Source organism: Streptomyces sp. SCL15-4 (assembly GCF_033366695.1).
Taxonomy (GTDB): Bacteria; Actinomycetota; Actinomycetes; order Streptomycetales; family Streptomycetaceae; genus Streptomyces.
On the sequence record NZ_JAOBTQ010000001.1, the window covers coordinates 5395298 to 5420443 of the forward strand.

Consider the following 25146-nt stretch of genomic DNA (forward strand, 5'->3'; position numbering starts at 1 on the left):
GAAGCGCAGGAAAGAAGGCATTTTCACCATGAGCAGCAACGAGACGCCCCGCGGCCCCGTCGACTCCTCCCGCGTCCCGCGGTACGCCGGCCCCGCGACCTTCGCCCGGCTGCCCCGCCTGGACGAGGTCGGCACCGCCGATGTCGCCGTGGTGGGCGTGCCGTTCGACTCCGGCGTCTCGTACCGGCCGGGCGCCCGCTTCGGCGGCAACGCCATCCGTGAGGCGTCCCGGCTGCTGCGCCCGTACAACCCGGCGCAGGACGCCTCCCCGTTCGCCCTGGCGCAGGTCGCCGACGGCGGTGACATCGCGGTGAACCCGTTCAACATCAACGAGGCCGTGGAGACCGTCGAGGCCGCCGCCGACGACCTGCTCGGCACCGGCGCCCGCCTGATGACCCTCGGCGGCGACCACACCATCGCCCTGCCGCTGCTGCGCTCGGTCGCGAAGAAGCACGGCCCGGTGGCCCTGCTGCACTTCGACGCCCACCTGGACACCTGGGACACCTACTTCGGCGCCGAGTACACCCACGGCACGCCGTTCCGCCGCGCGGTGGAGGAGGGCATCCTCGACACCTCGGCCCTCTCCCACGTCGGCACCCGCGGCCCGCTGTACGGCAAGCAGGACCTCACCGACGACGAGAAGATGGGCTTCGGCATCGTCACCTCGGCGGACGTCTACCGCCGCGGCGCCGACGAGGTGGCCGACCAGCTGCGCCAGCGCATCGGCGACCGCCCGCTGTACATCTCCATCGACATCGACTGTCTGGACCCGGCGCACGCGCCCGGCACCGGCACTCCGGAGGCGGGCGGCATGACCTCCCGCGAGCTGCTGGAGATCCTGCGCGGGCTGGCGTCCTGCAACCTGGTGTCGGCCGATGTCGTCGAGGTGGCGCCCGCGTACGACCACGCCGAGATCACCTCGGTCGCGGCCTCCCACACGGCCTACGAACTGACCACCATCATGAGCCGCCAGATCGCCGCGGCCCGGAAGGACGCTGAAGCGAAGTGACCCACGACCACGACCTGGTACTCCGCCCCACGCCGGCGCAGATCACCGCCGCCCTGAACCCTCCCCCGGGGCGCAACGGCGGAGACCTGGTCGTGGAGACGCTGGCCGGGCTCGGCGCGACGACGGTCTTCGGCCTGCCCGGCCAGCACGCCCTCGGCATGTTCGACGCCCTGCGCCGCTCCTCGCTGCGCTACATCGGCCTCAGGGTGGAGAACAACGCGGGCTTCGCGGCCGACGCGTACGGCAGGGTCACCGGCGAGGCGGCCCCGCTGCTCCTGTCGACGGGCCCGGGCGCGCTGACGTCGCTGGCCGCGCTCCAGGAGGCGGCGGCGGCCAGCGCGCCGGTGCTGGCGATCAGCAGCCAGGTCCCGGTGGCGGGCCTGGGCGGGGCCCGCAAGGGATATCTCCACGAACTCCCCGACCAGTCGGCCTCGTTCCGGGGCGTGGTGAAGTCGGTCCACACGGTCCGCAGCCAGTCCCAGATTCCGTCGGCGATCGCGGCGGCCTGGAAGTCGGCGCTGACGGCTCCGCACGGCCCGGTGTGGGTGGAGATCCCGCAGGACGTGCTGCTGGCTCCGGCCGCGCTGCCGGTGGTGACGGCGATGGACGCCACCCCGGACGACCTGGTCCCGCGCCCCGAACTGACGGCGCTGGCCGCCGACCTGCTGTCGCGTGCCGTCCGCCCGGCGGTCATCGCGGGCGGCGGGGTCGTACGGTCGGACGCCTCGGGCAAGCTGCGGCTGTTGGCGGAGAAGCTGAACGCGCCGGTGGTGACGACGTTCGGCGGCAAGGGCGCGTTCCCGTGGAACCACCCGCTCTCCCTCCAGTCCTGGCTGGAGGACCGGCATATGACGGACTTCCTCGAGGACGCGGACGTCCTGCTGGTGGTCGGCTCGGGCCTCGGCGAACTCTCCTCGAACTACCACACGTTCGCGCCGCGGGGCCGGGTGATCCAGATCGAGGCCGACCTCGGCAAACTGGAGTCCAACCACCCGGCCGTAGGCATCCACGCGGACGCCCGCACGGCCCTCCAGGCCCTGCTGGAGACGACGCAGGAGCGCCGGGACGAGTCGGCACCGGAGCGCGTGCGCGAGCTGCTGGCCAAGGTGGCGGCCCGGATAGACGGGCAGAACCTGACCCTGGAACAAAACGTCCTGTCGGCCGTCCGCCGATCCCTCCCCGCCGGCTCCCCGTCCTTCTGGGACATGACGATCCTGGCGTACTGGGCCTGGTCGGCGTTCGACGCGCAGGGCCCGAACCTGATGCACTCGGCCCAGGGCGCGGGCGGCCTCGGCTACGGCTTCCCGGCGGCCCTCGGCGCGGCGGCGGCCGACCCGACCCGCCCGGTCCTGGCGGTCTCCGGCGACGGCGGAGCGCTGTACTCGATCGCCGAACTGGCCACGGCCAAGCAGTACGACCTCCCCGTCACCTGGCTGGTCATCGACGACGGCGGCTACGGCATCCTCCGCGAATACATGACGGACGCCTTCGGCGAACCGACGGCCACGGAACTCCACCGCCCGGACTACGTGGCCCTGTCGGAGTCCTTCGGCGTGACGGCCACCCACACGACTCCGGAAACCCTGCAACAGGACCTGACCCGGGCCCTGTCCACCCCGGGCCCGTCGGTGGTCGTACTCCCGGCGGTCCTGCGCATGTTCGCCCCGACTCACCTGGACTGACCACAGGCCGGCAGCGACAGCCGGGGACAGCGGCCCCAGCGCATCGAGAGGGCGCTGATGATGGCGAGGCCACGGCCCTGTCCGTCGTCGGCCGCCGCCGTCTTCGGCGGCGGCCGGGCCCGGCTGGCGTCGGCGACCTCCACGCGCAGCCGGCCCTCGTACCAGGCGAGGCGGACACCGATCTCCCGGCCTGCCGGCCTCCGGGCGTGCCGCCCGCCGGAGACCGGGCCGGGTGGCACGTACGCGAGGCTCGCGGAGCCGGGGCACGGGCCCGTCCGGTTCCGGGAGGAGATCCGGTCCCGGATGCCCGGCGCGCAGGAGGCCGAGCGGCTGGAGTCGCCGGCGGGCGTGCCGGTCGTACTCGTCGCGCGTACCGCCTTCGACTCCGAAGGGCTCGCCGTCGAGGTCAACGAGATGGTGCTGGACTCGTCGGCCTACGACCTGGACTACGACTTCGAGGCCTGACTCGCCGGTGATGGCCAAGTGCGCCGTCCGCCCGCCGACTTGATGGTCGAAAGGCGCCGACTCGGTCCACGGGCGGCCAGTATGCTCTGAGTCGCCGGTACTTCGATCGCCGTCCAGTGCTCCGGCCCGCCAGGGCCGGATCCCGCAGCGCGCGGGACGCTACGGCGAGAGGAGCGCTGGCATGGCAAGGAGCAGGCGTGGCACCACAGAGAGCGAGCCGGAACCGCTTCCCCGATGGGTGCGGGCCGCGGTCGCGCTTTTGACGCCATTGGCCCCCCTTGTCGCGGTGTGTGTGCAGGTGTTCGCCAAGTAGGGCGACGACGTGGATGTGGTTCGGGCCGAAGGGACGACTTCGCCGGATGCAGCGAGGCGAGTCCGACCGGCCTGAGATCGGCCGGACCCACCCGGCGCATGCGCTGCGGTCTGGCTCCGGTGGCACCCGGGGCCAGACCCCGCCGCGCTGACGTACACCGACGAATGCGCGCCCGTATCCCCGGTGGCGCCCATCGGTACGGCGCACGTCACCCGCAACTCTAGCCAAAGCCGTCCGCACTGGACGGTTTTCGGAATCAGGCGGACGGAGCCTGCGCGGTCGCGGTCCGGTGATGATCCGGTAAAGAACCCCTGTTTTCCGAACACGCGTGCAACTTTCGACCGCTCTGACGAGTCCCATCAGGCAGCGCACGGGTGCGCTCAACGGCGTTCAGGGGGACGCCCGTTCGACTTCCAAGGGGACTTTTCATGACTCACCGGACCACCGGCCGGGCCGGCGCGCTCGCGGCCGTCGTCAGTGCCGCGCTGCTCATACCCGCCGTCGCCGCCGCCACTCCGGCCGCCGCCGCCACCCCGGCCGTGACCTGTACGTCGGCCAAGGCGGGCCTCGCCGCCAAGCTGAAGAAGGACATCACCTCCGCCCTCGCCGGCCGCAAGGGCACCGTCGCCGTCGGCCTGTACGACCGCAGCACCAAGACCACCTGCACCCTGCGGGCCACCAGCGCCTACGACTCGGCCAGCACCGTCAAGGTGACCGTGCTCGCCACGCTGCTGTGGGACGCCAAGAAGCACAACCGGTACCTGACGAGCACCGAGCAGTCGCTCGCCAAGGCCATGATCACCAAGTCCGACAACGACGCGACCAGCAAGCTCTGGAAGCAGCTCGGCATGACGAAGATCAAGGGCTTCCTCAAGGCCGCCGGCATGACCAAGACCGTGCCGGGCACGGGCGGCTACTGGGGCCTGACCCAGGAGAACGTCAACGACGAGCAGAAGCTGCTCCAGCTCGTCACCGCCAAGAACAGCGTGCTGAGCGACAACTCCCGCGACTACATCCAGAAGCTGATGGGCCAGGTCGTCTCCTCGCAGCGCTGGGGCACCCCGGCCGGCGCGCCGTCCTCCGTCTCCGTGCACGTCAAGAACGGCTGGCTGCAGCGCTCCACGCACGGCTGGCGCGTGCACAGCCTGGGCACCTTCAAGGGCGCCGGCCACGACTACGTGATCACCGTGCTGACGCAGGACAACAGCACCATGAACTACGGCGTGACCACCATCCAGAACGTTGCCAAGGCCATCCACAAGGACCTGGTGCCGGCCACGACCGGTGTCACCCGCTTCACTCCGACCAGCCAGCCGCGCGAGGCGTTCGTCGCCGCGCCGCCGCAGGGCTGACGCTTCACCGGGCGGCTTCCCGCACGCCACCGGCCGGCCCTACGGTGACGGCCATGCGCCTGAGAACCGTATTCGCCGGCCTCGCCGCCGGCCTGGCGGCGGTCACCTCCCCGACCGCCGCCGGGCCCGCCGCCGCCCACTCGCCGGGCAACCACGCCTGTTCGCCGTACGTCGTCCTCGACCGCTTCTCCGACGCGCTCGACAAGACGACGTACGAGGGCACGTACACCGGCAACCTCTCCGCACTCGCCGTGGACCGGGACGGCTCGCTCGCGGCCCTCGGGGACCGCTCGTCGCTGTTCCGGCTGGACGCCCGTACCCTCCGGCCGAAGGCGGTCGTCCGCCTCGCCGACGAGAAGGGCGCCGACCTCGACTCCGAGGGCCTGGCCGTCGACCGCGACGGCACCCGGCTGGTGTCCTCCGAGACCGAGCCGTCCGTACGCCGCTACGGCCCCGCCGGCGAGATCCTGGACCGGCTCCCGGTGCCCGCCGCCCTCCGGGTCGCCCCGGCCGGCCGGGCCACCGCCAACCAGACCTTCGAGGGCCTGACCCTGCTGCCCGGCGGCCGCACCCTGCTGGCCTCCATGGAGTACGCGATAGCGGGCGACTCCGCCGGGATCGTCCGCTTCCAGACCTGGCGGCGCCACCGCGGACACTTCACGCCCGCCGCCCAGTACGCCTACCGCACCGACCCCGGCCTCGGCGTCCCCGAGGTCCAGGCCACCCCCGACGGCCGCCTCCTCGTCCTGGAGCGCGGCTTCACCGCCGGCGTCGGCAACACCGTCCGCCTCTACCTCGCCGACGCCCGCCACGCCACCGACACCGCCGGCATCGAGAACCTGACGGGCCAGAGCGGCGTACGGCTGGTGAAGAAGACCCTGCTGGCCGACATCGCGGCCTGCCCGAGCCTCGGCGCCACGGCCCGGCAGCCCCAGCCCAACCCGCTGCTGGACAACATAGAGGGCATGACGGTCACCGGCCGCGACGCCAAGGGCCGCCTGAAGGTCCTCCTGGTCAGCGACGACAACCAGAACCCGGCCCAGACGACCCGCTTCTACTACCTGCGGGTACGCACCTGACCAAGACCCCGTGACGCGGCGGACGGCGCCCGGCGGCCCGCGCCCGGCCGCGCTGCCCCGGACGGCACGGCCGTAGGCCGCCATCCAGTCTGGTCCGGCGCCTGATCGCGGCCCGGCGCCCAGTCCTGGCCCGGCGCCCAGTCGTGGCCCGGCGCCCGGTCGCGGGTCGTGCGCCCGGCCGAGGGCCGCCCGGACGGAGCGGCCGTCAGCCGCACTCCGGTCATGGTCCGGCACCCGGTCGCGGGGCGGCACCTGGTCGCGGGGCGGCACCTGGTCGCGGTCCGGCGCCCGGTCGTGGGCCGTCAGGCGGAGCGTCCGGGCCGTCAGGCGGAGCGTCCGGGCCGCCGTCCGCCGTGGCCGAGCACGGCCCGCGGAGCGGCGCGTCCGCCTCCGGGTGCGTGCCGGAGGCACCGGTCGGCGGCCCGCCCTCCGCTCCTCTCCCGCCCGCCGGCCGCCCGCGGAAATGTTGCGGAGGGATGAAATCCGCATCCAGCCGCGTTGGTGCCTTCCGGCAGAGCAGGACGAACGGAAGGCACCGGCGTGGCAGCGCAACGGGGATGGGCCGGGCGGCTCGCGGGATACGCCTGGCGGTATCCGAAGGACGTCGTCCTGGCCCTCGGCTCCTCCCTCGCCGGCATGGCGGTGATGGCCGTCGTCCCCCTGATCACCAAGGTGATCATCGACGACGTGATCGGCGACCACAGCCGCGCCATGGGCCCCTGGGCGGGCGCGCTCATCGGCGCCGCCGTCCTCGTCTACGTCCTCACCTACGTCCGCCGCTTCTACGGCGGCCGGCTCGCCCTGGACGTCCAGCACGACCTGCGCACCGCGATGTACGCCACGATCACCAAGCTGGACGGCCGCCGCCAGGACGAGCTGTCCACCGGGCAGGTCGTCGGCCGCGCCACCAGCGACCTCCAGCTGATCCAGGGCCTGCTGTTCATGCTCCCGATGACCATCGGGAACGTCCTGCTCTTCCTGATCTCGCTGGGGATCATGGCGTCGCTGTCGCTGCCGCTGACCCTGGTCGCCCTCGCCGTCGCCCCCGCCCTCGGCTGGATCGCCCGGCGCAGCCGCACCAAGCTCCATCCGGCCACCTGGTACGCGCAGGCGCAGGCCGCCGCCGTGGCCGGCGTGGTCGACGGCGCGGTCAGCGGTGTGCGCGTGGTGAAGGGCTTCGGGCAGGAGGAGCAGGAGACCAACAAGCTCCGCGAGGTCGGCCGCCGGCTGTTCGCGGGCCGGCTGCGCACGATCCGCCTGAACAGCCGGTACACCCCGGCGCTCCAGGCCGTCCCGGCGCTCGGCCAGGTCGCCATGCTGGCCCTCGGCGGCTGGCTCGCCGTCCACGGCCACATCACGCTCGGCACCTTCGTGGCCTTCTCCACCTACCTGGCCCAGCTCGTCGGCCCGGTCCGGATGCTCGCGATGGTGCTCACGGTCGGCCAGCAGGCCCGGGCCGGCACCGAACGCGTGCTGGAGCTGATCGACACCGAGCCGACGCTGGCGGACGGCACCAAGGAGCTGCCCGCCGACGCGCCCGCGACCGTCGAGTTCGACGACGTGACCTTCGGCTACGACGACAAGCGCCCGGTCCTCACGGGCATCAGCTTCGAGATCCGGCCCGGCGAGACCCTCGCCGTCGTCGGCTCCTCCGGCTCCGGCAAGTCCACCCTCTCGCTGCTGCTGCCGCGCTTCTACGACGTCCACCGGGGCGCCGTCCTGGTCGGCGGCCACGACGTGCGCGAACTGTCCCTGGACTCCCTGCGGGCCGCCATCGGACTCGTCCCCGAAGACTCGTTCCTCTTCTCCGACACCGTCCGGGCCAACATCGCCTACGGCCGCCCGGACGCCACCGACGAGGAGATCGAGGCAGCCGCCCGCGCCGCCCAGGCGGACCGTTTCATCGCCGAGCTGCCCGACGGCTACGCCACCAAGGTCGGCGAACACGGCCTGACCCTCTCCGGCGGCCAGCGCCAGCGCATCGCACTCGCCCGCGCCCTGCTCACCGACCCGCGGCTGCTGGTCCTGGACGACGCCACCTCGGCCGTCGACGCCCGCGTGGAGCACGAGATCCACGAGGCGCTGAAGCACGTGATGCGGGGCCGCACCACCCTGCTCATCGCCCACCGCCGCTCCACCCTGAACCTCGCCGACCGCATCGCCGTCCTGGACGGCGGCCGGCTCGCCGACATCGGCACCCACGACGAACTCCAGGAGCGCTCGGCCCTGTACCGCAGGCTGCTCACCGACCCGGACGAGCTGGGCGGTGTCTCCCCGGGCCGCGCCCGCCCGGCCGCGCCCGCCGACGACACCTCCGTCCGCGACGAGCTGGACGCCGAGTTCGACGCCGAGCGGGGTGTGACCCCCCGGCTGTGGACCGGCGACCGCGAGCCCAAGGACCAGGCGCTCGCCGGCACCCCGGCCACCCCGGAACTGCTCGCCCAGGTCGAGGCGCTGCCCCCGGCCACCGACACCCCGGACATCGACGAGGGCCGCGCGACGCTGCCCGAGGACTCCTACGGCCTGCGCCGCCTGCTGCGCGGCTTCTGGCCGCCGCTGCTGGTGAGCCTGGCCCTGGTCGCGGTGGACGCGGGCGCGGGCCTGCTGCTGCCGGTGCTGATCCGGCACGGCATCGACTCCGGCGTGACGCGGATGGCGATCGGCGCGGTCTGGGCGGCCTCCCTGCTCGCCCTGCTGACCGTCCTGGTGCAGTGGGCCGCGCAGATCGCCGAGACCCGGATGACCGGCCGCACCGGCGAACGCGTGCTCTACACCCTGCGGCTGAAGATCTTCGCGCAGCTCCAGCGGCTCGGCCTGGACTACTACGAGCGCGAGCTGACCGGCCGGATCATGACGAGGATGACCACGGACGTCGACGCGCTGTCGTCCTTCCTCCAGACGGGCCTGGTCACCGCGTTCGTCTCGGTCGTCACCTTCTTCGGCATCATGGTCGCCCTGCTGGTCCTCGACGTGCGGCTCGCGCTCGTCGTCTTCGCCACCCTGCCCCCGCTGGCCGTGGCCACCTTCTTCTTCCGCCGGGCCAGCGTGAAGGCGTACGAGCTGGCCCGCGAGCGGGTCTCGGGGGTCAACGCCGACCTCCAGGAGACGGTGGCCGGGCTGCGGATCGTGCAGGCGTTCCGGCGCGAGCGGGACGGCGGCCGGCGGTTCGCCGAGCGCAGCGACGGCTACCGGCGCGCCCGCGTGCGCGGCCAGCGGCTGATATCGGTGTACTTCCCGTTCGTCCAGCTGCTGTCCTCGGTCGCGGCGGCGTCCGTGCTGATCGCGGGCGCGCACCGGGTCCAGGCGGCCACCCTCACCACCGGCGCCCTGGTGGCCTACCTGCTCTACATCGACCTGTTCTTCGCGCCCGTCCAGCAGCTCTCCCAGGTCTTCGACGGCTACCAGCAGGCCACCGTCTCGCTGGGCCGCATCCAGGAGCTGCTGCGCGAGCCGACGTCCACCGAGACCGCCGACGCCCCGCTGGAGGTCCTGTCGCTGCGCGGCGACATCGCCTTCGAGGACGTGCGGTTCGCCTACGGCGACGAGGAGGAGGCGCTCACCGGCATCGACCTGAGGATCCCGGCCGGGCAGACGGTCGCCTTCGTCGGCGAGACGGGCGCGGGCAAGTCGACGCTGGTCAAGCTGGTCGCGCGGTTCTACGACCCGACCGGCGGGCGGGTCACGGCCGACGGCACGGACCTGCGCGACCTGGACCTCACCTCCTACCGGCACCGGCTCGGCGTGGTCCCGCAGGAGGCGTACCTCTTCCCGGGCACCGTCCGCGACGCCATCGCCTACGGCCGGCCCGACGCCACCGACGCCGAGGTGGAGGCGGCGGCCCGGGCGGTCGGCGCGCACGAGATGATCGCCGGGCTGCCGGGCGGCTATCTGCACGAGGTGGCCGAGCGCGGCCGGAACCTCTCGGCGGGCCAGCGCCAGCTGATCGCCCTCGCCCGCGCCGAACTCGTCGACCCGGACGTGCTGCTGCTGGACGAGGCCACGGCCGCTCTGGACCTGGCCACCGAGGCGCAGGTCAACCGGGCCACCGACCGGCTGGCGGGCCGTCGTACCACGCTGGTGGTGGCGCACCGGCTGACCACCGCGGCCCGTGCCGACCGGGTGGTGGTGATGGACCACGGCCGGGTCGCCGAGGACGGCACCCACGAGGAGCTGCTGGCCCGCGGCGGCCGGTACGCCGAGCTGTGGCGGACCTTCGTCGGCCGGCCGGAGCCGGAGGAACCGGTCGGCGCGGCCCGTTGAGGCCCCCCGCCGAAACGTTCCGCTGACGGTCGTGCAACCATCCGGCACACGTGTGCGTCCGTACATCAGTACGGAGACGGGGGAGTGTGACCGGGTACGGGGAGGACGAAGTGGACCGTGGTGCGATACGCCGGCGACTGGCGCTCGGTGCGGCCGTGCTGGCGGCGTCCGGGGCGCTCGCGCTGACGGCGACGGGGACCGCCGAGGCCGCGTCCGGCGGCTGCGCCGGACGCGAGGTGCGGACCCTGCCGTTCAAGACCGGGATCACCCACGTCTACAAGCGCGACGGCTACGTCTGCGCGGTGACCGTCACCCGCAAGCCCGGCCCGGCCCGGACCATGTCGGTCAGCGTGCAGGCGCGCGGCAACCGGCCGGTCGTCGACAAGGGCCGCTACACCCACCACGCCGGCCCGGTGACCGTGCACGCCGGACACCGCTGCGTGTGGATCAGGGGCGCGGTGGGCCGTTACTCCGTCAGCTCCGGCTGGATCCTGTGCTGAGCCGCTGACCGGCGGCGGACCGGCGGACAGCGGACGTCCTCTGGTGGGGCGGCACGCGCTGGGATAGTTTCCGGCGCACATCTGTCTCACAGGGGAGAGTGCGCATGCGCAAGGCGCTCGGATGGCTGCTGGCGCTCATCGTCCTCGTCGGCACACTGGGCACGACGGCCGGAGCGGCCACCGCCGCCGGAGACGAGCCCACCGACATCAAGGACCGGCTGCTGTCGATACCCGGCATGAGCCTGACCGAGGAGAAGCCGTACCCCGGCTACCGCTACTTCGTCCTGACCTACACCCAGCCGGTCGACCACCGCCACCCGGACCGGGGCACCTTCCAGCAGCGGATCACCGTGCTGCACAAGGACGTGAGCCGTCCCACGGTCTTCTACACCGGCGGCTACCACGTCTCCACCAACCCCTCGCGCCGCGAGCCCACCCAGATCGTGGACGGCAACCAGGTCTCCCTGGAGTACCGCTTCTTCAGCCCCTCCCGTCCCGACCCGGCCGACTGGTCCAAGCTCGACATCTGGCAGGCCGCGAGCGACCAGCACCGGGTGTTCCGGGCGCTGAAGGCCGTGTATCCGGCCAACTGGCTGGCCACCGGCGCCTCCAAGGGCGGCATGACGGCCACCTACTACGAGCGGTTCTACCCGGACGACATGGACGGCGTCGTCGCCTACGTCGCCCCGAACGACGTCGTGAACGACGAGGACTCCGCCTACGACCGCTTCTTCGCCCGCGTCGGCACCAAGGAGTGCCGGGACCGGCTCACCGCCGTCCAGCGCGAGGCCCTGGTGCGCCGCGAGCGGCTGGAGGAGAGGTACGCCGCGTACGCCGCCGGCAAGGGCCTCACCTTCGACACCGTCGGCGGCCTGGACCGGGCCTACGAGGCGGTGGTCCTGGACTACGCGTGGGGCTTCTGGCAGTACAGCCTGCTCAAGGACTGCGACACGGTCCCGGCGGACGCGGCCACGGCGAGCGACGACGCGCTGTGGACCTCGCTCGACACCATCTCCGGCTTCGACGCCTACACCGACCAGGGACTGGCCCCGTACACCCCGTACTACTACCAGGCCGGCACCCAGCTCGGCGCGCCCACCATCCACTTCCCCGCCATCGACCGGCACCTGATCCGCTACGGCTACCAGCCGCCCCGGAACTACGTCCCCCGCTCCATCCCGATGCGGTTCCGGCCGCAGGCGATGCGGGACGTGGACACCTGGGTCCGGCACCACGCCACGCACATGCTCTTCGTCTACGGCCAGAACGACCCGTGGGGCTCGGAGCGCTTCCGGGTCGGCGCGGGCGCCCGTGACTCCTACGTCCTCACCGCGCCCGGCATGAACCACGGCGCGAACGTGGCGGGGCTGGTGGCGGAGGAGAAGAGCCTCGCCACCGCCCGCATCCTGGCCTGGGCGGGCCTGCCGCGGGCCACCGTGGACCAGGCGAAGCCGCTGGCCCGCTACGACGCGCGGCTGGACGCCCGGGACATGGAGCGGGAGCCCGCGCTGCGGCCCTAGTACCGCAGCCCGTGCCCGACCGGGTACAGCACCCGCGCCGGGTCGTCCGCCCGCTGCACCGGCACCGGCAGCCGCCCGCGCGGTGCCACCCGGCCGGCCAGGACCCGTGCGGCGGCGCGCAGTTCGACGTCCGTCCAGCAGTACGTGGCCAGGCAGGCCCGGACGGCGGGCAGTTGCGCGATGTCGTAGGGGTTGCGGATCGCCACCACGGCCACCGGCCTGCCGGTGGCCAGCAGGCGGTCCACCAGAATCCGCTGGGAGCTGCCCGGCGTCACGTTGTAGGTGGCCACCACCACCGCGTCCGCGTCCCCGGCCGCCGCGACCGCCTTGTCGATGCTCGCCGCGGAGGGCGCGGTGCCGGTGGACAGGGCGGTGGCGGCGAAGCCCAGCTCGGTCAGGGCGGCGGCCAGCACACCGGTGGGCGGGCCGGTGGTGCCGGACGGGGAGGCCGGATCGGCGCCGACGACCAGCACCCGGTGTTCCCGGCGGCGGTCGAAGGGCAGCGTGCCGTCCTCGTTGACCAGCAGCGTGGTGGTGCGCTCGGCGATCCGGTCGGCGGCGGCCAGGTGGGCCCTGGTGCCCACCGTGCGGTCGATGCGGTCCGCGCGGGACCAGGGGTCGTCGAACAGTCCGTAGCGGGCCTTCAGCCGCAGGATGCGCAGGATCGATTCGTCGAGCCGGTCCTCGGTCAGTTCGCCCTCGCGTACCGCCGTCAGCACCGCGTTCCAGGCCACGTCCAGCGAGGGCGGGTTGAGCAGCTGGTCCACGCCGGCCTTCAGGGCGAGCACCACCACCCGGTCGTCGCCGTACTTGGCGCGCACGCCCTGCATGCCGAGGGAGTCGGTGATGACGACCCCGTCGTAGCCGAGTTCCTCGCGCAGGATGCCGGTCAGGACGGGCCGGGACAGGGTGGCCGGGTCGCCGGAGCCGTCCAGGGCCGGGAACTGGATGTGCCCGGTCATGACCGTGTCGACGCCGGCCCGGATCGCGGCCCGGAACGGCACGGCGTCCAGTCCCTCCCACAGCTCGCGGCTGTGCGTGATGACCGGGAAGCCGTAGTGGCTGTCGACGGCGGTGTCCCCGTGCCCCGGGAAGTGCTTGGCGCTCGTCGCGACCCCGGCCGACCGGTAGCCCCGCACCTCGGCGGCGACCAACGCGGCGACCGCGTCCGGGTCGGCGCCGAAGGAGCGCACCCCGATGACCGGGTTGGCCGGGTTGACGTTCACGTCGGCGTCGGGGGAGTAGTCCTGGTGGATGCCGAGCGCGCGCAGTTCGGTGCCGGAGATCCGGCCGAGCGTCCGGGCGTCGGAGCGGGAGCGGCCCGCGCCGATCGCCATCGCGCCGGGCAGCAGGGTGGCGGGCTTGCCGATCCGGCACACCGCACCGTGCTCCTGGTCGGTGGCGACGAGCACGGGCAGCCCGCGCGGCTGGTCCAGCGCGGCCCGCTGGATGCCGTCGGACAGGGCGGCGATCTGCCGCGGGTCGCGGGTGTTGTGCGCCCAGGTGAAGTAGATGATGCCGCCGACCCGGTACTTGGCGATCAGCTCGGCGGCGGTGCGGGCGCCCAGCTCCTTCAGGTTGGTGTCGATGTCGGCCTGGTCGGGGTCGGTGGCGGAGTGGCCGTAGACCCGCGTCACGAACAGCTGGCCGACCTTCTCCTGAAGCGTCATGCGGGAGATCAGGGCGCGCAGCCGGCGGTCGTCGGCGGCGTGCGCGGTGGCCGGGACCGTCAGCGCGGCGGTGAGGCCCGCGGTGGCGGCGAGGACGGCGCGCCGGGACGGCCGTACGGTGTCTCTTCGCGTGCTTCCCGGGCCGGTGTCGCTTCCCGTGCTGGTGTCGGGCACGTGCGCTCCTTCCAGAGGAGAACCGCTGAAGGAAACTTCCGAGGAGTCACGAATATCCGGGAAGTTTCTTTCCGTCAAGGGACTGCACAGTAACCAGGAAAGGGCCGCCGGCCGGGGATTCCCGGGGCGCGTCCAGCCTCTGGACGGACCGGGCCGCGCGCCGGACGAGCCGTCATCATGCGGCCATGCCCGCAGTCGAGATTCCCGGTTCCAAGTCCATCACCGCCCGCGCGCTCTTCCTCGCCGCCGCGGCCGACGGCGTCAGCACGCTGCTGCGGCCCCTGCGCTCCGACGACACCGAGGGCTTCGCCGAGGGCCTGACCCGGCTCGGCTACCGGGTCGGACGCGCTCCGCGGGCCTGGCGGATCGAGGGCCGCCCGCAGGGCCCCGCCGCCGCGGAGGCCGACGTCTACTGCCGTGACGGCGCCACCACCGCCCGCTTCCTGCCCACCCTGGCCGCCGCCGGCCACGGCACCTTCCGCTTCGACGCCTCCGCGCAGATGCGCCGCCGTCCCCTCGGCCCGCTCACCCGCGCCCTGCGCGACCTCGGCGTGGACCTGCGGCACGAGGACGCCGAGGGCCACCACCCGCTCACCGTCCGCGCCGCCGGCGTCGAGGGCGGCGAGGTCGTGCTGGACGCCGGCCAGTCCTCCCAGTACCTGACCGCGCTGCTGCTGCTCGGCCCGCTCACCCGCACCGGACTGCGGATCCGGGTCACCGGCCTGGTGTCCGCGCCGTACGTGGAGATCACCCTCGCGATGATGCGGGCGTTCGGCGTGGACGTGGTCCGGGACGGCCCGGTGTACGACGTGCCGCCCGGCGGCTACCGCGCCACCACCTACGCCGTCGAGCCGGACGCCTCCACCGCGAGCTACTTCTTCGCCGCCGCCGCGCTCACCCCGGGCCGCGAGATCACCGTGCCCGGCCTCGGCACCGGCGCCCTCCAGGGCGATCTGCGCTTCGTGGAGGTGCTGCGCCGGATGGGCGCCGAGGTGGAGACCACCGGGGACCGTACGACCGTGCGCGGCACCGGCGAGCTGCGCGGGCTCACGGTGAACATGCGGGACATCTCCGACACCATGCCGACGCTGGCCGCGATCGCGCCGTTCGCCTCCGGACCGGTGCGCATCGAGGACGTCGGCAACACCCGGGTGAAGGAGTGCGACCGCCTGGAGGCGTGCGCGGACAACCTGCGGCGGCTCGGCGCCGAGGTGGCCACCGGCGCGGACTGGATCGAGATCCGGCCCTGCGTCCCGGCGCCCGGAGTGGAGATCAGGACCTACGGCGACCACCGCATCGTGATGTCCTTCGCCGTGACCGGCCTGCGCACGCCCGGACTGACGTACGACGACCCCGGCTGCGTCCGCAAGACGTTCCCCGGTTTTCACGAGGCGTTCGCGGCGCTGCCCGCCGCCGGCTGACGGCGGCCGGTCACCGGTCGCGCGCGACCGCCGGCCCCGGACCGCTCACGGTGCGGCCGGCTCGGCGGCGGGTGCCTTCCGGTCGCGGAGTTCGGGAGTGGTCGTGGCGACTCCGGCGACCGCCAGCACGCACAGCACCCCGCCGGTCACCAGCGCGGTGGTGCCGGAGGTCCAGCCGGCGAGCAGGCCGCCGCGCACGTTGCCCAGGTTCGGGCCCGCCTGGCCGACGATCTGCTCCGCCGCGGTGACCCGGCCGAGCAGCGCGTCCGGGGTGCGGGTCTGCACGATCGTGGTCCGGGAGACCACCGCCGTGGCGTCCGCGGCACCGGCCAGCACCAGCAGCGCCAGGCCCAGCCAGGCGTTGGTGGACAGGCCGAACAGGACCAGCGCCGCGCCCCAGGCGGCGGACGCGCACAGCATCACCGGGCCGGGCCGGGCGAGCCGGGTCAGCGAGCCGGACAGCGCGGTCGCCGTGACCCCGCCCACCGCCAGCGCCGACAGGAACAGCCCGAGGGTGCGCGGGTCGTCGCCGAACCGTTCGGCGTTGACGAGCGGGAACAGGCTCACCGGGAACGACAGCACGGTGGCGGCCAGGTCGGTGATCAGCGCACCGCGCACCACCCGGTGCCCGGCCAGGAACCGCAGCCCGTCCAGCGCCCCGCGCAGCCCCGGCCGGGCGGGCGCGCCCTCGGGCGGCAGCGGCGGCAGCCCGAAGGCGCCGTAGAAGGCGAGGCCGAAGCTCAGGGCGTCCAGCAGATAGCAGACCCCTATGCCGAACCAGCCCAGCAGCACCCCGGCCAGCGCGGGCCCGGCCAGCATCATCGACTGCCAGGCGACCTGTTGCAGCGCGAGCCCCGCGGCCACCTGGTCCTTGGGCAGCAGGCGCGGCACGAACACGCCGGCGGCCGGGGCGCCGAGCGCGCCGAACGCGGACTGCACGGCGACCAGCAGCAGCACCACGGCCACCGGGACGTGTCCGGTGAAGCCCTGCACGGCGAGCGCGAGCGAGCAGACCGCCTGGCCGACGGTGGCCAGGAGGAACACCCGCCGCCGGTCGGCCCGGTCCGCCCAGGCCCCGGCGAACAGCCCGAACCCGGCCAGCGGCAGCGCCTGCGCGAGTCCCACGGCGCCGGTCCAGGCGGTGCTGTGGGTCCGGTCCCACACCTGGTACATGACCGTCACCATGGTCATGAACCCGCCGAGCACGGACACGGTCCGCCCGATCAGCAGCCGCCGGAAGACGGGCGAGGCGCGCAGCGGTCGTATGTCGAGGAGGGAGCGGGCGAGGCTCATGAACGGAGGCGGGCGCACGGCCCCGGCAGCGGTGTCACCGAGGGAGGTTAACCGCACCCCGCCGCACCCGCCAGCGAATATCCCCGCTCAGGCGGCCTCCCGCCGGCAACGCGCCAGGTCCCCGCTCAGGCGGCCTCTCCCAGCAGCCGCGCCAGGTACTCCCGCCCGTCGCCCAGCAGTCCCGCGAGCGGCGCGGCCGACTCGTGCCAGCGCTTCTCGTACTCCCAGCACAGCCAGCCGTCCCAGTCCCGCCGGGACAGCACGTCCACGCACTCGGCGAGCGGCAGCACTCCGGCGCCGAGCGGCACCGGCGTGCTGTCCTCGGCCGAGGCGACGTCCTTGACCTGGACATAGCCGAGGTGCGGAGCGAGGGCCGCGTAGCTGTCGGCCGGCTGCTCGCCGCCCAGCCAGGTGTGCAGCACGTCCCAGAGGGCGCCCACGTGCCGGTGCCCGACCGGGCCGAGGACGCGGATCGCCTCGGCGCCGGTGCGGTGCGAGTCGTGGGTCTCCAGCAGGATGCGCACGCCGAGCGCGGCCGCGTCCTCGGCGGCGGCACCGAGCCGCCGCGCGGCGATCGCGTCGGACTCCTCGCGGGGCCGCTCCGCGTCGGCGCCCGGGAAGACCCGGACGAAGGGCGCGCCGAGGTCGTGGGCCAGCCGCAGCAGCTCCCGGATCTCCGCCAGCACGGGCCCGTCCTCGCCCGGCGCGGCCACCCGGACGTACCCGGCCAGCCCCACCACCTCCACTCCGGCGCTCCGGAACAGCGCGGCCACCTCCGCGCGCTCGGCGGGACCGAGTCCCGGATGCACCGGTTCCTCCGGATGGGCCCGCAACTCGACCCCGTGATATCCGTGCGCGGTCGCGAGCGAGAGAACGTCCGGGAGGGGCAGCCCGGGGACACCGAGAGTGGAGAACGCCAGCTTCATGAGGTCGCCGCCTACCCGCTGACCACCGGTGTCATGCGCCGCCTCGGGAAGCCCGCGGCACTCCCGTGGACCCCCGCACCATCAACTCTCCCCGGATGGACGCGATCCCGCCGGGCGGGGCCTCCTCGCGGCCCATGGCGATGCGGCCCGCCCGGGCGCCCGCCTCCGACAGGGGCAGGCGGACCGTCGTCAGGGACGGGACCGCGTCGAGGCTGAACGGGAGGTCGTCGAAGCCGGCGACCGAGACGTCCTCGGGGACGCGCAGCCCGGACTCGCGCAGCGCGGCGCACGCGCCGAGCGCGACGGAGTCGTTCGCGGCCACGATCGCCGTCAGGGACGGGTCGCGGCGCAGCAGCTCCAGCGTGGCCTCGTAGCCGGACCGGCGGTCGTAGCGGCCGTACACCGTGCGGTGCGGGTCGTCCGCGACGTCCGCCGCCGCGAGCGCGGCACGGTGGCCCTCCAGGCGGTGCCGGGTGGTCGTACGGTCCCCGGGCCCGGCGATGTAGCCCAGCCGGCGGTGGCCGAGGCCGAGCAGATGGGCGGTCAGCGCGCGGGCGCCGCCCCGGTTGTCGAAGGTGAGCGCGATGGCGTCGGTGTCCGGCGCCGGCGGCCGCCCGCACAGCACCACCCGCGTCCCGGCGTCCGCCAGCTTCCGCAGCTTCGCCGCCACCGCCGCCGCGTGCGGCACGTCCTCCACGGCCCCGCCGGTCAGCACCACGGCCGCCGCCCGCTGCCGCTGGAGCAGCGTCAGATACGTCAGCTCGCGCTCGGCCGACCCGCCGGTGTTGCAGACGACCGCCAGCCGCTCCCCGCCCGCGCGCCCGCCCGGCCCGCCGATCTCGCCCTGTATCGCGCTCGCCATGATGCCGAAGAAGGGGTCGGCGATGTCGTTGACGAGGATGCCGACCAGGTCGGAGGTGGCCGCGGCGAGCGCGCTGGCCGGGCCGTTGAGGACGTAGTCGAGTTCGTCCACCGCCCGCAGCACCCGTTCCCGGGTAGCGGCGGCGACCGGGTAGTTGCCGTTCAGTACGCGCGACACCGTCGCGGGGGAGACCTGGGCGCGGGCCGCCACGTCCGCCAGGGTCACGGTCATCTCGTCGTCCTCCGGTCACGCGTCGTGTCGTACACCCTCGTGGACAGCCAGGACGGCGTCCTGGTTCCGACCCGACCTTAAGGCCACGGCACCCGGGTTGTTCGCCCGCTCGAACAACTCGGCGGGGAACACGGTCTTGTACGGACCACGTCCAGAGGCTAGCTTCTCATCCGATAGAAAGCGCTTGCTACACCGGCCCACGAAAGGGACTCACGTGACACGCAAGACGGTGCGAATCGCCATGAACGGCGTGACCGGGCGCATGGGCTACCGCCAGCACCTCGTCCGGTCCATCCTCGCCCTGCGCGACCAGGGCGGCCTCGATCTCGGCGACGGCACCGTGCTGTGGCCCGAGCCGATCCTGCTCGGCCGCCGTGAGCACGCCCTGCGGGAGATCGCCGGCCGGCACGGCCTCGACCACGTCTCCACCGACCTGGACGCCGTCCTCGCCGACCCGTCCGTCGACATCTACTTCGACTCCCAGGTCACCTCCGCCCGCGAGGAGGCCATCGCCAAGGCGATCGCGGCCGGGAAGCACGTCTACACCGAGAAGCCCACCGCCACCGGCCTGGACGGCGCGCTGCGGCTGGCCCGCCTCGCCCACGACAAGGGCATCCGGCACGGCGTCGTCCAGGACAAGATCTTCCTGCCGGGCCTGCTGAAGCTGAAGCGGCTCATCGACGGCGGCTTCTTCGGCCGCATCCTCTCCGTGCGCGGCGAGTTCGGCTACTGGGTCTTCGAGGGCGACTGGCAGCCCGCCCAGCGCCCCTCCTGGAACTACCGCGCCGAGGACGGCGGCGGCATCGTCGTCGACATGTTCCCGCACTGGGAGTACGTGCTGCACGAGCTGTTCGGCCGGGTGAAGTCCGTGCAGGCGCTGGCCACCACCCACATCCCGCAGCGCTGGGACGAACAGGGCAAGCCCTACGACGCCACCGCCGACGACGCCGCCTACGGCGTCTTCGAGCTGGAGGGCGGCGCCGTCGCCCAGATCAACTCCTCCTGGGCCGTGCGCGTCCACCGCGACGAACTGGTGGAGTTCCAGGTCGACGGCACGGAAGGCTCCGCCGTGGCCGGGCTGCGCACCTGCCGCGTCCAGCACCGCAGCGCCACGCCCAAGCCGGTGTGGAACCCGGACATCCCCGCCACCGAGGTCTTCCGCGACCAGTGGCAGGAGGTGCCCGACAACGCCGAGTTCGACAACGGCTTCAAGGCCCAGTGGGAGCTGTTCCTCAAGCACGTCTACGCCGACGCCCCCTACCACTGGGACCTGCTGGCCGGCGCCCGTGGCGTGCAGCTCGCCGAACTGGGTCTGAGGTCCTCCGCCGAGGGCCGCCGCATCGACGTCCCGGAGATCTCGCTATGACCCTCCACCTCCCCGCCGCCGACGGCACCCTGCGCGCCTACGAGCCCCGCACCGAGCCGCTCGCCTTCTCCGGCGGCACGCCTTTCACCTCCCGTACGGTCTTCTCGGCGGCTCATGTCGTCGCCGACCCGTTCGCCGACACCACGCCCGACTCGCCCGCCGCCGTCGACTGGGATGCCACCCTCGCCTTCCGCCGCCACCTGTGGTCCCACGGGCTCGGCGTCGCCGAGGCGATGGACACCGCCCAGCGCGGCATGGGCCTGGACTGGGCGGGCGCGGCCGAGCTGATCCGGCGCAGCGCGGCCGAGGCCCGCGCCGTCGGCGGCCGGATCGCCTGCGGCGTCGGCACCGACCAGCTCGCCGCCGGCAGCCTCGCCGAGATCCGCGCGGCCTACGAGGAACAGCTCGCCGTGGTCGAGGAGGCGGGCGCCCAGGCCATCGTCATGGCCTCCCGCGCCCTGGCCGCCGCCGCCCGCGGCCCCGAGGACTACCTGGAGATCTACGGCCACCTGCTGCGCCAGGCCGCCGAGCCGGTGATCCTGCACTGGCTCGGCCCGATGTTCGACCCGGCCCTGGAGGGCTACTGGGGCTCGTCCGACCTGGACGCGGCCACCGGCACCTTCCTGGAGGTCGTCGCCGCCCACCCGGACAAGGTCGACGGCGTCAAGATCTCCCTGCTGGACGCCGGCCGCGAGGTCGACCTGAGGCGGCGGCTGCCGCACGGCGTGCGCTGCTACACCGGCGACGACTTCAACTATCCCGAGCTGATCGCGGGCGACGAGCAGGGCTTCAGCCACGCCCTGCTCGGCGTCTTCGACCCGCTCGGCCCGCTGGCGGCGCAGGCGGTACGGGTCCTGGACACCGGTGACGTGCCGGGCTTCCGCGCCCTCCTCGATCCCACGGTGGAGCTGTCCCGGCACCTCTTCCGGCCTCCGACCCGCTTCTACAAGACCGGCGTGGTCCTCCTCGCCTGGCTCGCGGGCCACCAGGACCACTTCGCGATGGTCGGCGGCCTCCAGTCGGCCCGCTCCCTCCCGCACCTCGCCCGCGCCTACGAACTGGCCGACACCCTGGGCCTGTTCCCCGACCCCAAACTGGCCGAGGAACGCATGAGGATCCTGCTGTCGCTGTACGGAGTGACCCGATGAACCCCGCCCTCGCCCGCTTCTCCATCAACCAGATGACCGTGAAACAACTGTCGATCCCCGAACTGGTCGACGCCTGCGCCCGGCTGGGCATCACCCACGTGGGCCTGTGGCGGGAGCCGGTCCAGGCGTACGGCGTGGAGGCGACCGCCAAGCTGGTCCGCGACGCGGGCCTGACGGTGACGACGCTGTGCCGGGGCGGCTTCCTCACGGCGACCGACCCGGTCGAGCGGGCCGAGGCGCTGGGCGACAACCACGCGGCCGTCGAGGAGGCCGCCGCGCTCGGCACGGACACCCTGGTCCTGGTCTCCGGCGGCCTCCCGCTGTTCAGCAAGGACCTGCACGGCGCCCGCGAACGCATCGCCGACGCGCTGGCCGTCCTCGCGCCCTACGCGGCCGACCGCGGCGTACGCCTCGCCATCGAGCCCCTGCATCCCATGTACGCCGCCGACCGCTGCGTGGTCTCCACGCTCGCGCAGGCCCTGGACCTGGCGGAACGCTTCCCGGCGGACCAGGTGGGCGTCACCGTCGACACGTACCACATCTGGTGGGACGACCAGGCTCCCGCCCAGATCGCCCGCGCGGGCGCGGCGGGCCGCATCCACACCTTCCAGCTCGCCGACTGGACCACGCCGTTGCCCGCGGGCGTCCTCAACGGCCGGGGCCAGATCGGCGACGGCGCGATCGACATGCGCGAGTGGAAGGGCTACGTGGAGGCGGCCGGTTACACCGGTCCCATCGAAGTGGAGCTGTTCAACGAGGAGTTGTGGGCGAGGGACGGACGGGAGGTGCTGGCGGAGACGGCCGAACGCTTCCTCGCGCACGTGATCTGACGAGTGGCCTGACCGGCACGCCGCATGGGGCATCCCGACGAGATCGCCGCGGCGATCGCCTTCCTGGCGAGCCCCGCCGCGTCGTACGCCACGGGCGCGGTGCTGGACGCCCACGGCGGCTACAACGCCTGAACGGAACACCTGCCGCGCGCACCGGAGGACATCGCGCCTCCGGTGCGCGCGGCAGTGCTTCTATCCGGTCGCGGAAAGGGCGCGCAGGTCGTCGAAGGCTCGGACGAGATGCGCGTCCAGGCTCTGTGAGGGGTCGTCGATCCAGGCTCCGGCCGCCTGGTGGAAGGCGGCCCAGCCGGTGTGGGCCGCCAGGCCGGCCAGCCGGTCCGGGACTCCGCGCCGCCGCAGCGCCTCCGCCAGCGCTTCGGTGAGCGACGCGGCCTTGGCCAGGTCGCGTTCGCGGAGCGCCGGTGTCACCGCGATGATCTTCAGTCGCGGTTCGGCGAACGGGCGGTTGTCCTCCAGGGTCCGTCCGGCTTTCCGGAAGGCGCGGAGCAGTACGTCGAGCGGCCGCAGGCCGTCGGGTGCGCCGGCGACCTCGTGCGTCAGCGCGGCGCGGAGGTCGGCTTCTCCGTCGAAGAGCACCTCGCGCTTGTCCGGGAAGTGCCGGAAGAACGTGCGCTCGTTGACACCGGCCCGGGCGGCGATCTCGGCCGTGGTGGTCTGGTCGAACCCGCGTTCCCGGTACAGCTCCAGGGCCGCCTGCTGAAGGCGGCGGCGCGCTTCTGCTCCGCTCCGTGGCATTCCTCGAGGATACCGGAAGTGTCAGTTGCTGGCGCTTCTTGACGTCAGTCACTGACGCTACCTAGAGTCCAGCGGTAGATAGTGTCAGTCACTGGCGTTAAGCGGGAGGGTGTCATGCATGTCTTCGTCACCGGCGGTACCGGCCAGACCGGTCCAACGGTCGTCGCCGAACTCGTCGCGGCCGGCCACAAGGTCACCGGCCTGGCGCGCTCGGACGCCGCCGCCGCGCGGCTGGAATCACTGGGAGCCACACCGCACCACGGCTCGCTGGACGACCTCGACAGTCTGCGCAGCGGTGCCGCGGCCGCCGACGCCGTCCTACACATGGCCTACGGTGGTGACTTCTCCGACCTGGACGGCATGACGCGGCGCGACCGCACCGCGATCGAGACGCTCGGCCGGCCGCTGGAACACTCGGGCAAGCCGTTCGTCGTCACCTCCGGCACCCTGGTCATGCCCGCCGGCCGGGAGAGCACCGAGCTGGACGAGCCCGACACGGCCGGGATCGCGGCCTTCCGCATCGCCGGTGAACGAGCGTGCCTGGACTTCGCCGCCCGGGGCGTGCGCGCGAGCGTGGTCCGCCTCGCTCCGACCGTCCACGGTCCCGACGACCACGGGTTCATCCCCATGCTCATCGCCACCGCCCGGAAGACCGGCGTGTCGGCCTACGTCGGCGACGGCACCAACCGATGGCCCGCCGTACACCGGCTCGACGCGGCGGTCCTGTTCCGCCTCGCACTGGAGAAGGCGCCTGCGGGCAGCGTGCTGCACGGAGCGGCCGAAAGCGGCGTCACCCTGAAGAGCATCGCGGAGACGATCGCCCGGGGCCTGGACCTGCCCACGGCCTCGCTCACTCCGGCCGAGGCCGCCGGCCACTTCGTGAGCCCGTTCATGGCCACCGCCTACGGCTTCGACGGTCCCGTCTCCAGCGCTCACACGCGGGAACTGCTCGGCTGGACGCCCACCCACCCGACCCTGCTCCAGGACCTGGAGCACGGAGATTACCTGGCGGGCCCGGCGTCCTGACGTCAGCCCAGGCGGCCGTCCTTGACGGCGTTCACGAACGAGACCCAGCCGTTCGCCGAGAAGAGGACGGCGGGTCCGGCGACGGCTTTGCTGTCGCGGACGGGTACGTGAGCGTGGCCGCGGGCGACTTCGAGGCACTCACCCTGATCACCGCCGCTGTAGCTGGACTTGTACCAGCCGGTGAGGCTGGACGAGTCGGGGACGGTGTGCTCACTGCTGACCATGCGCATGTTCCTCTGCTGCCGCCCTGACGAGGGTCAGTGACTCCTGTTGCGACAACGCGTCGCTCAGGGCCAGAGCGTAGGCGGTCTGGCAGCCGCTCACCAGCGCGGGATCATCCATCAGGTTCCCGCTCTGGAAGCCCTCTACGTAGGCCACAGGGGCGGAGTCATCAAAGGCCATGAGAGTGAGCAGACTCTGCATAAGCGCATGTGCTCCCACCTCGTAGGGCAGAACATGCAGCCGTAGCCGACCGGCCTCGGCCAAGTCGGCAATGCCGTGCAACTGCTTGGCCATGACGTGTGGGCCGCCTACACGGCGTCGAAGTACGGACTCGTCGAGCAGCGTCCAGACGACCGGATGGGCGGGTCCGTCGAGGATCCGGCGGCGTTTCGTTCGGATGACGATGAATTCGTCAAGCTCCTCGGCCGTGTAGTTGGGCCAATAGGCGCGGAAGAGGGCACCTGCGTACTCGTCGGTCTGGAGCGTTCCGGGGACCAGCGTCAGCGCGAACTGCTGGATCAGTGACGCCTGTCGCTCCAGCTCCGCAACTGCGGCGAAGTGATCGGTGTATTTCGACTCCAAGTCCTGCAGCCACCGCTCGAAGAACCCGTCCGTCCCCAGCGCCTGGTCGATCCGACGGGCGTCATCCGGCTTGGGAAGCCTTCTTCCCGCCTCCCAGTGGCTGACCAACGTGGGCGAGCAGACCACGATCTCGCTCAGTTGCTCCTGCGTGAGTCCGGCCGCGATGCGCCGCAGCCTCAGCTCCTCCCCGTACTTCTCGCGCGGCGTCTTCGGCCTGCGGACAACGCTCATCCGGCCAACTCCCTTGGTGACAGGCGCAATGTCAACCCCCCGCCCCTGGCAGCGTAGCCACAACCGACCCCAGTCTGTGAGGAAATCAGCACACACCGCAGTCACCGCAGGTGAGAAAGCAGGTCGGCATGAGTCGTCTCCTGGCCCGGTTGGTCAGGCCGTCGCGTCGGCGCCGCAGGCCGGTCGCGCCCCCGCCGTACCCGGACGTGTCCCCGTACTCGTGCCCGT

21 protein-coding genes and 1 pseudogene are annotated in these 25146 nt (G+C 73.0%); 14 read left to right on the top strand and 8 right to left on the bottom strand.

The genetic code is table 11. From position 1 onward, the window contains the following. The first annotated feature begins 28 nt into the window (after nucleotides 1-28). Both speB and SCK26_RS24175 read left to right on the top strand, forming a co-directional pair. Nucleotides 29-1009: an agmatinase gene (speB, locus tag SCK26_RS24170; protein ID WP_318203416.1), complete on the top strand. Its 981-nt coding sequence runs from the start codon at nucleotides 29-31 to the stop codon at nucleotides 1007-1009. Then, complete coding sequence (locus tag SCK26_RS24175) at nucleotides 1006-2691, top strand: thiamine pyrophosphate-binding protein (protein WP_318203417.1); 1686 nt, start codon at nucleotides 1006-1008, stop codon at nucleotides 2689-2691. The genes speB and SCK26_RS24175 overlap by 4 nt, the downstream gene beginning before the upstream one ends. Here the strand turns inward: SCK26_RS24175 and SCK26_RS24180 are convergent. Then, on the bottom strand, nucleotides 2679-2930 hold the full coding sequence (locus SCK26_RS24180) for an ATP-binding protein (RefSeq protein ID WP_318206190.1): 252 nt from the start codon (nucleotides 2928-2930) through the stop codon (nucleotides 2679-2681). The genes SCK26_RS24175 and SCK26_RS24180 overlap by 13 nt on opposite strands. A gap of 52 nt (nucleotides 2931-2982) precedes the next feature. On the opposite strand from SCK26_RS24180, the gene SCK26_RS24185 reads away from it, so the two are divergent. From SCK26_RS24185 to SCK26_RS24210, 6 genes are all read left to right on the top strand, one after another. Next, nucleotides 2983-3156 carry a UTRA domain-containing protein gene (locus SCK26_RS24185; RefSeq protein ID WP_412080864.1) on the top strand — a complete coding sequence of 58 codons (174 nt, stop codon included), beginning with the start codon at nucleotides 2983-2985 and terminating at the stop codon, nucleotides 3154-3156. 741 nt (nucleotides 3157-3897) lie between these two features. Then, nucleotides 3898-4821 carry a serine hydrolase gene (locus tag SCK26_RS24190; RefSeq protein ID WP_318203418.1) on the top strand — a complete coding sequence of 308 codons (924 nt, stop codon included), beginning with the start codon at nucleotides 3898-3900 and terminating at the stop codon, nucleotides 4819-4821. A gap of 53 nt (nucleotides 4822-4874) precedes the next feature. After that, complete coding sequence (locus tag SCK26_RS24195; RefSeq protein ID WP_318203419.1) at nucleotides 4875-5900, top strand: esterase-like activity of phytase family protein; 1026 nt, start codon at nucleotides 4875-4877, stop codon at nucleotides 5898-5900. 540 nt (nucleotides 5901-6440) lie between these two features. Beyond that, nucleotides 6441-10160, top strand: coding sequence for an ABC transporter ATP-binding protein (locus tag SCK26_RS24200; protein WP_318203420.1), 3720 nt, complete (start codon nucleotides 6441-6443; stop codon nucleotides 10158-10160). Nucleotides 10161-10270: 110 nt separating this feature from the next. After that, a complete protein-coding gene (locus SCK26_RS24205) occupies nucleotides 10271-10660 on the top strand; it encodes a hypothetical protein (protein ID WP_318206078.1) in 390 nt (129 codons plus the stop codon). Nucleotides 10661-10764: 104 nt separating this feature from the next. Next, on the top strand, nucleotides 10765-12180 hold the full coding sequence (locus SCK26_RS24210; RefSeq protein WP_318203421.1) for a S28 family serine protease: 1416 nt from the start codon (nucleotides 10765-10767) through the stop codon (nucleotides 12178-12180). Here the strand turns inward: SCK26_RS24210 and SCK26_RS24215 are convergent. Then, entirely contained in the window at nucleotides 12177-14024 is a 1848-nt protein-coding gene (locus SCK26_RS24215) for a glycoside hydrolase family 3 protein (RefSeq protein WP_318203422.1), read from the bottom strand. The two genes, SCK26_RS24210 and SCK26_RS24215, sit on opposite strands and share 4 nt — an antisense overlap. Before the next feature lie 185 nt (nucleotides 14025-14209). Between SCK26_RS24215 and aroA the strand changes: the two genes are divergently transcribed. After that, nucleotides 14210-15445, top strand: coding sequence for a 3-phosphoshikimate 1-carboxyvinyltransferase (gene aroA / locus SCK26_RS24220; RefSeq protein WP_318203423.1), 1236 nt, complete (start codon nucleotides 14210-14212; stop codon nucleotides 15443-15445). A 45-nt stretch (nucleotides 15446-15490) separates the two neighbouring features. Here the strand turns inward: aroA and SCK26_RS24225 are convergent, their stop codons facing one another. From SCK26_RS24225 to SCK26_RS24235, 3 genes are all read right to left on the bottom strand, one after another. Continuing rightward, nucleotides 15491-16738 (bottom strand): MFS transporter, encoded by a 1248-nt coding sequence (locus tag SCK26_RS24225; RefSeq protein WP_318203424.1) that lies wholly within the window; start codon nucleotides 16736-16738, stop codon nucleotides 15491-15493. A gap of 125 nt (nucleotides 16739-16863) precedes the next feature. Further along, a complete protein-coding gene (locus SCK26_RS24230; protein WP_318203425.1) occupies nucleotides 16864-17664 on the bottom strand; it encodes a sugar phosphate isomerase/epimerase family protein in 801 nt (266 codons plus the stop codon). Nucleotides 17665-17695: 31 nt separating this feature from the next. Continuing rightward, on the bottom strand, nucleotides 17696-18757 hold the full coding sequence (locus SCK26_RS24235) for a LacI family DNA-binding transcriptional regulator (protein WP_318203426.1): 1062 nt from the start codon (nucleotides 18755-18757) through the stop codon (nucleotides 17696-17698). A gap of 214 nt (nucleotides 18758-18971) precedes the next feature. On the opposite strand from SCK26_RS24235, the gene SCK26_RS24240 reads away from it, so the two are divergent. The 4 genes and pseudogenes from SCK26_RS24240 to SCK26_RS24255 form a co-directional block, all read left to right on the top strand. Further along, nucleotides 18972-20123, top strand: a complete 1152-nt coding sequence (locus SCK26_RS24240) for a Gfo/Idh/MocA family oxidoreductase (protein WP_318203427.1) — start codon at nucleotides 18972-18974, stop codon at nucleotides 20121-20123. Beyond that, a complete protein-coding gene (locus SCK26_RS24245; protein WP_318203428.1) occupies nucleotides 20120-21271 on the top strand; it encodes a dihydrodipicolinate synthase family protein in 1152 nt (383 codons plus the stop codon). The genes SCK26_RS24240 and SCK26_RS24245 overlap by 4 nt, the downstream gene beginning before the upstream one ends. Further along, nucleotides 21268-22101: a sugar phosphate isomerase/epimerase family protein gene (locus tag SCK26_RS24250; RefSeq protein ID WP_318203429.1), complete on the top strand. Its 834-nt coding sequence runs from the start codon at nucleotides 21268-21270 to the stop codon at nucleotides 22099-22101. Before SCK26_RS24245 ends, SCK26_RS24250 begins: the two co-directional genes overlap by 4 nt. Nucleotides 22102-22119: 18 nt before the next feature. After that, nucleotides 22120-22233, top strand: a pseudogene (locus SCK26_RS24255) (SDR family oxidoreductase); the annotation flags it as partial. 60 nt (nucleotides 22234-22293) lie between these two features. Here SCK26_RS24255 and SCK26_RS24260 read toward each other — a convergent pair. After that, nucleotides 22294-22857, bottom strand: a complete 564-nt coding sequence (locus SCK26_RS24260) for a TetR family transcriptional regulator (RefSeq protein ID WP_318203430.1) — start codon at nucleotides 22855-22857, stop codon at nucleotides 22294-22296. A 114-nt stretch (nucleotides 22858-22971) separates the two neighbouring features. On the opposite strand from SCK26_RS24260, the gene SCK26_RS24265 reads away from it, so the two are divergent. Then, nucleotides 22972-23883, top strand: coding sequence for an SDR family oxidoreductase (locus tag SCK26_RS24265; protein ID WP_318203431.1), 912 nt, complete (start codon nucleotides 22972-22974; stop codon nucleotides 23881-23883). A gap of 2 nt (nucleotides 23884-23885) precedes the next feature. Here SCK26_RS24265 and SCK26_RS24270 read toward each other — a convergent pair whose 3' ends face one another. Both SCK26_RS24270 and SCK26_RS24275 read right to left on the bottom strand, forming a co-directional pair. Continuing rightward, the gene (locus SCK26_RS24270) at nucleotides 23886-24107 is read right to left on the bottom strand and encodes a DUF397 domain-containing protein (RefSeq protein WP_318203432.1); all 222 of its coding nucleotides are present in this window, start codon (nucleotides 24105-24107) and stop codon (nucleotides 23886-23888) included. After that, nucleotides 24094-24918 carry a helix-turn-helix transcriptional regulator gene (locus tag SCK26_RS24275; RefSeq protein ID WP_318203433.1) on the bottom strand — a complete coding sequence of 275 codons (825 nt, stop codon included), beginning with the start codon at nucleotides 24916-24918 and terminating at the stop codon, nucleotides 24094-24096. The genes SCK26_RS24270 and SCK26_RS24275 overlap by 14 nt, the downstream gene beginning before the upstream one ends. Nucleotides 24919-25146 lie beyond the last annotated feature (228 nt).

What these genes read in the sequence shown, in the direction of transcription:
- SCK26_RS24190 (WP_318203418.1), top strand. Translation starts at nt 3,898, where the DNA reads ATGACTCACCGGACCACCGGCCGGGCCGGCGCGCTCGCGGCCGTCGTC.
- SCK26_RS24195 (WP_318203419.1), top strand. Translation starts at nt 4,875, where the DNA reads ATGCGCCTGAGAACCGTATTCGCCGGCCTCGCCGCCGGCCTGGCGGCG.
- SCK26_RS24270 (WP_318203432.1), bottom strand. Translation starts at nt 24,107, where the DNA reads ATGGTCAGCAGTGAGCACACCGTCCCCGACTCGTCCAGCCTCACCGGC.
- SCK26_RS24250 (WP_318203429.1), top strand. Translation starts at nt 21,268, where the DNA reads ATGAACCCCGCCCTCGCCCGCTTCTCCATCAACCAGATGACCGTGAAA.
- SCK26_RS24235 (WP_318203426.1), bottom strand. Translation starts at nt 18,757, where the DNA reads ATGACCGTGACCCTGGCGGACGTGGCGGCCCGCGCCCAGGTCTCCCCC.
- SCK26_RS24260 (WP_318203430.1), bottom strand. Translation starts at nt 22,857, where the DNA reads ATGCCACGGAGCGGAGCAGAAGCGCGCCGCCGCCTTCAGCAGGCGGCC.
- SCK26_RS24275 (WP_318203433.1), bottom strand. Translation starts at nt 24,918, where the DNA reads ATGAGCGTTGTCCGCAGGCCGAAGACGCCGCGCGAGAAGTACGGGGAG.
- SCK26_RS24225 (WP_318203424.1), bottom strand. Translation starts at nt 16,738, where the DNA reads ATGAGCCTCGCCCGCTCCCTCCTCGACATACGACCGCTGCGCGCCTCG.
- SCK26_RS24245 (WP_318203428.1), top strand. Translation starts at nt 20,120, where the DNA reads ATGACCCTCCACCTCCCCGCCGCCGACGGCACCCTGCGCGCCTACGAG.
- aroA (WP_318203423.1), top strand. Translation starts at nt 14,210, where the DNA reads ATGCCCGCAGTCGAGATTCCCGGTTCCAAGTCCATCACCGCCCGCGCG.
- speB (WP_318203416.1), top strand. Translation starts at nt 29, where the DNA reads ATGAGCAGCAACGAGACGCCCCGCGGCCCCGTCGACTCCTCCCGCGTC.
- SCK26_RS24230 (WP_318203425.1), bottom strand. Translation starts at nt 17,664, where the DNA reads ATGAAGCTGGCGTTCTCCACTCTCGGTGTCCCCGGGCTGCCCCTCCCG.
- SCK26_RS24210 (WP_318203421.1), top strand. Translation starts at nt 10,765, where the DNA reads ATGCGCAAGGCGCTCGGATGGCTGCTGGCGCTCATCGTCCTCGTCGGC.
- SCK26_RS24265 (WP_318203431.1), top strand. Translation starts at nt 22,972, where the DNA reads ATGCATGTCTTCGTCACCGGCGGTACCGGCCAGACCGGTCCAACGGTC.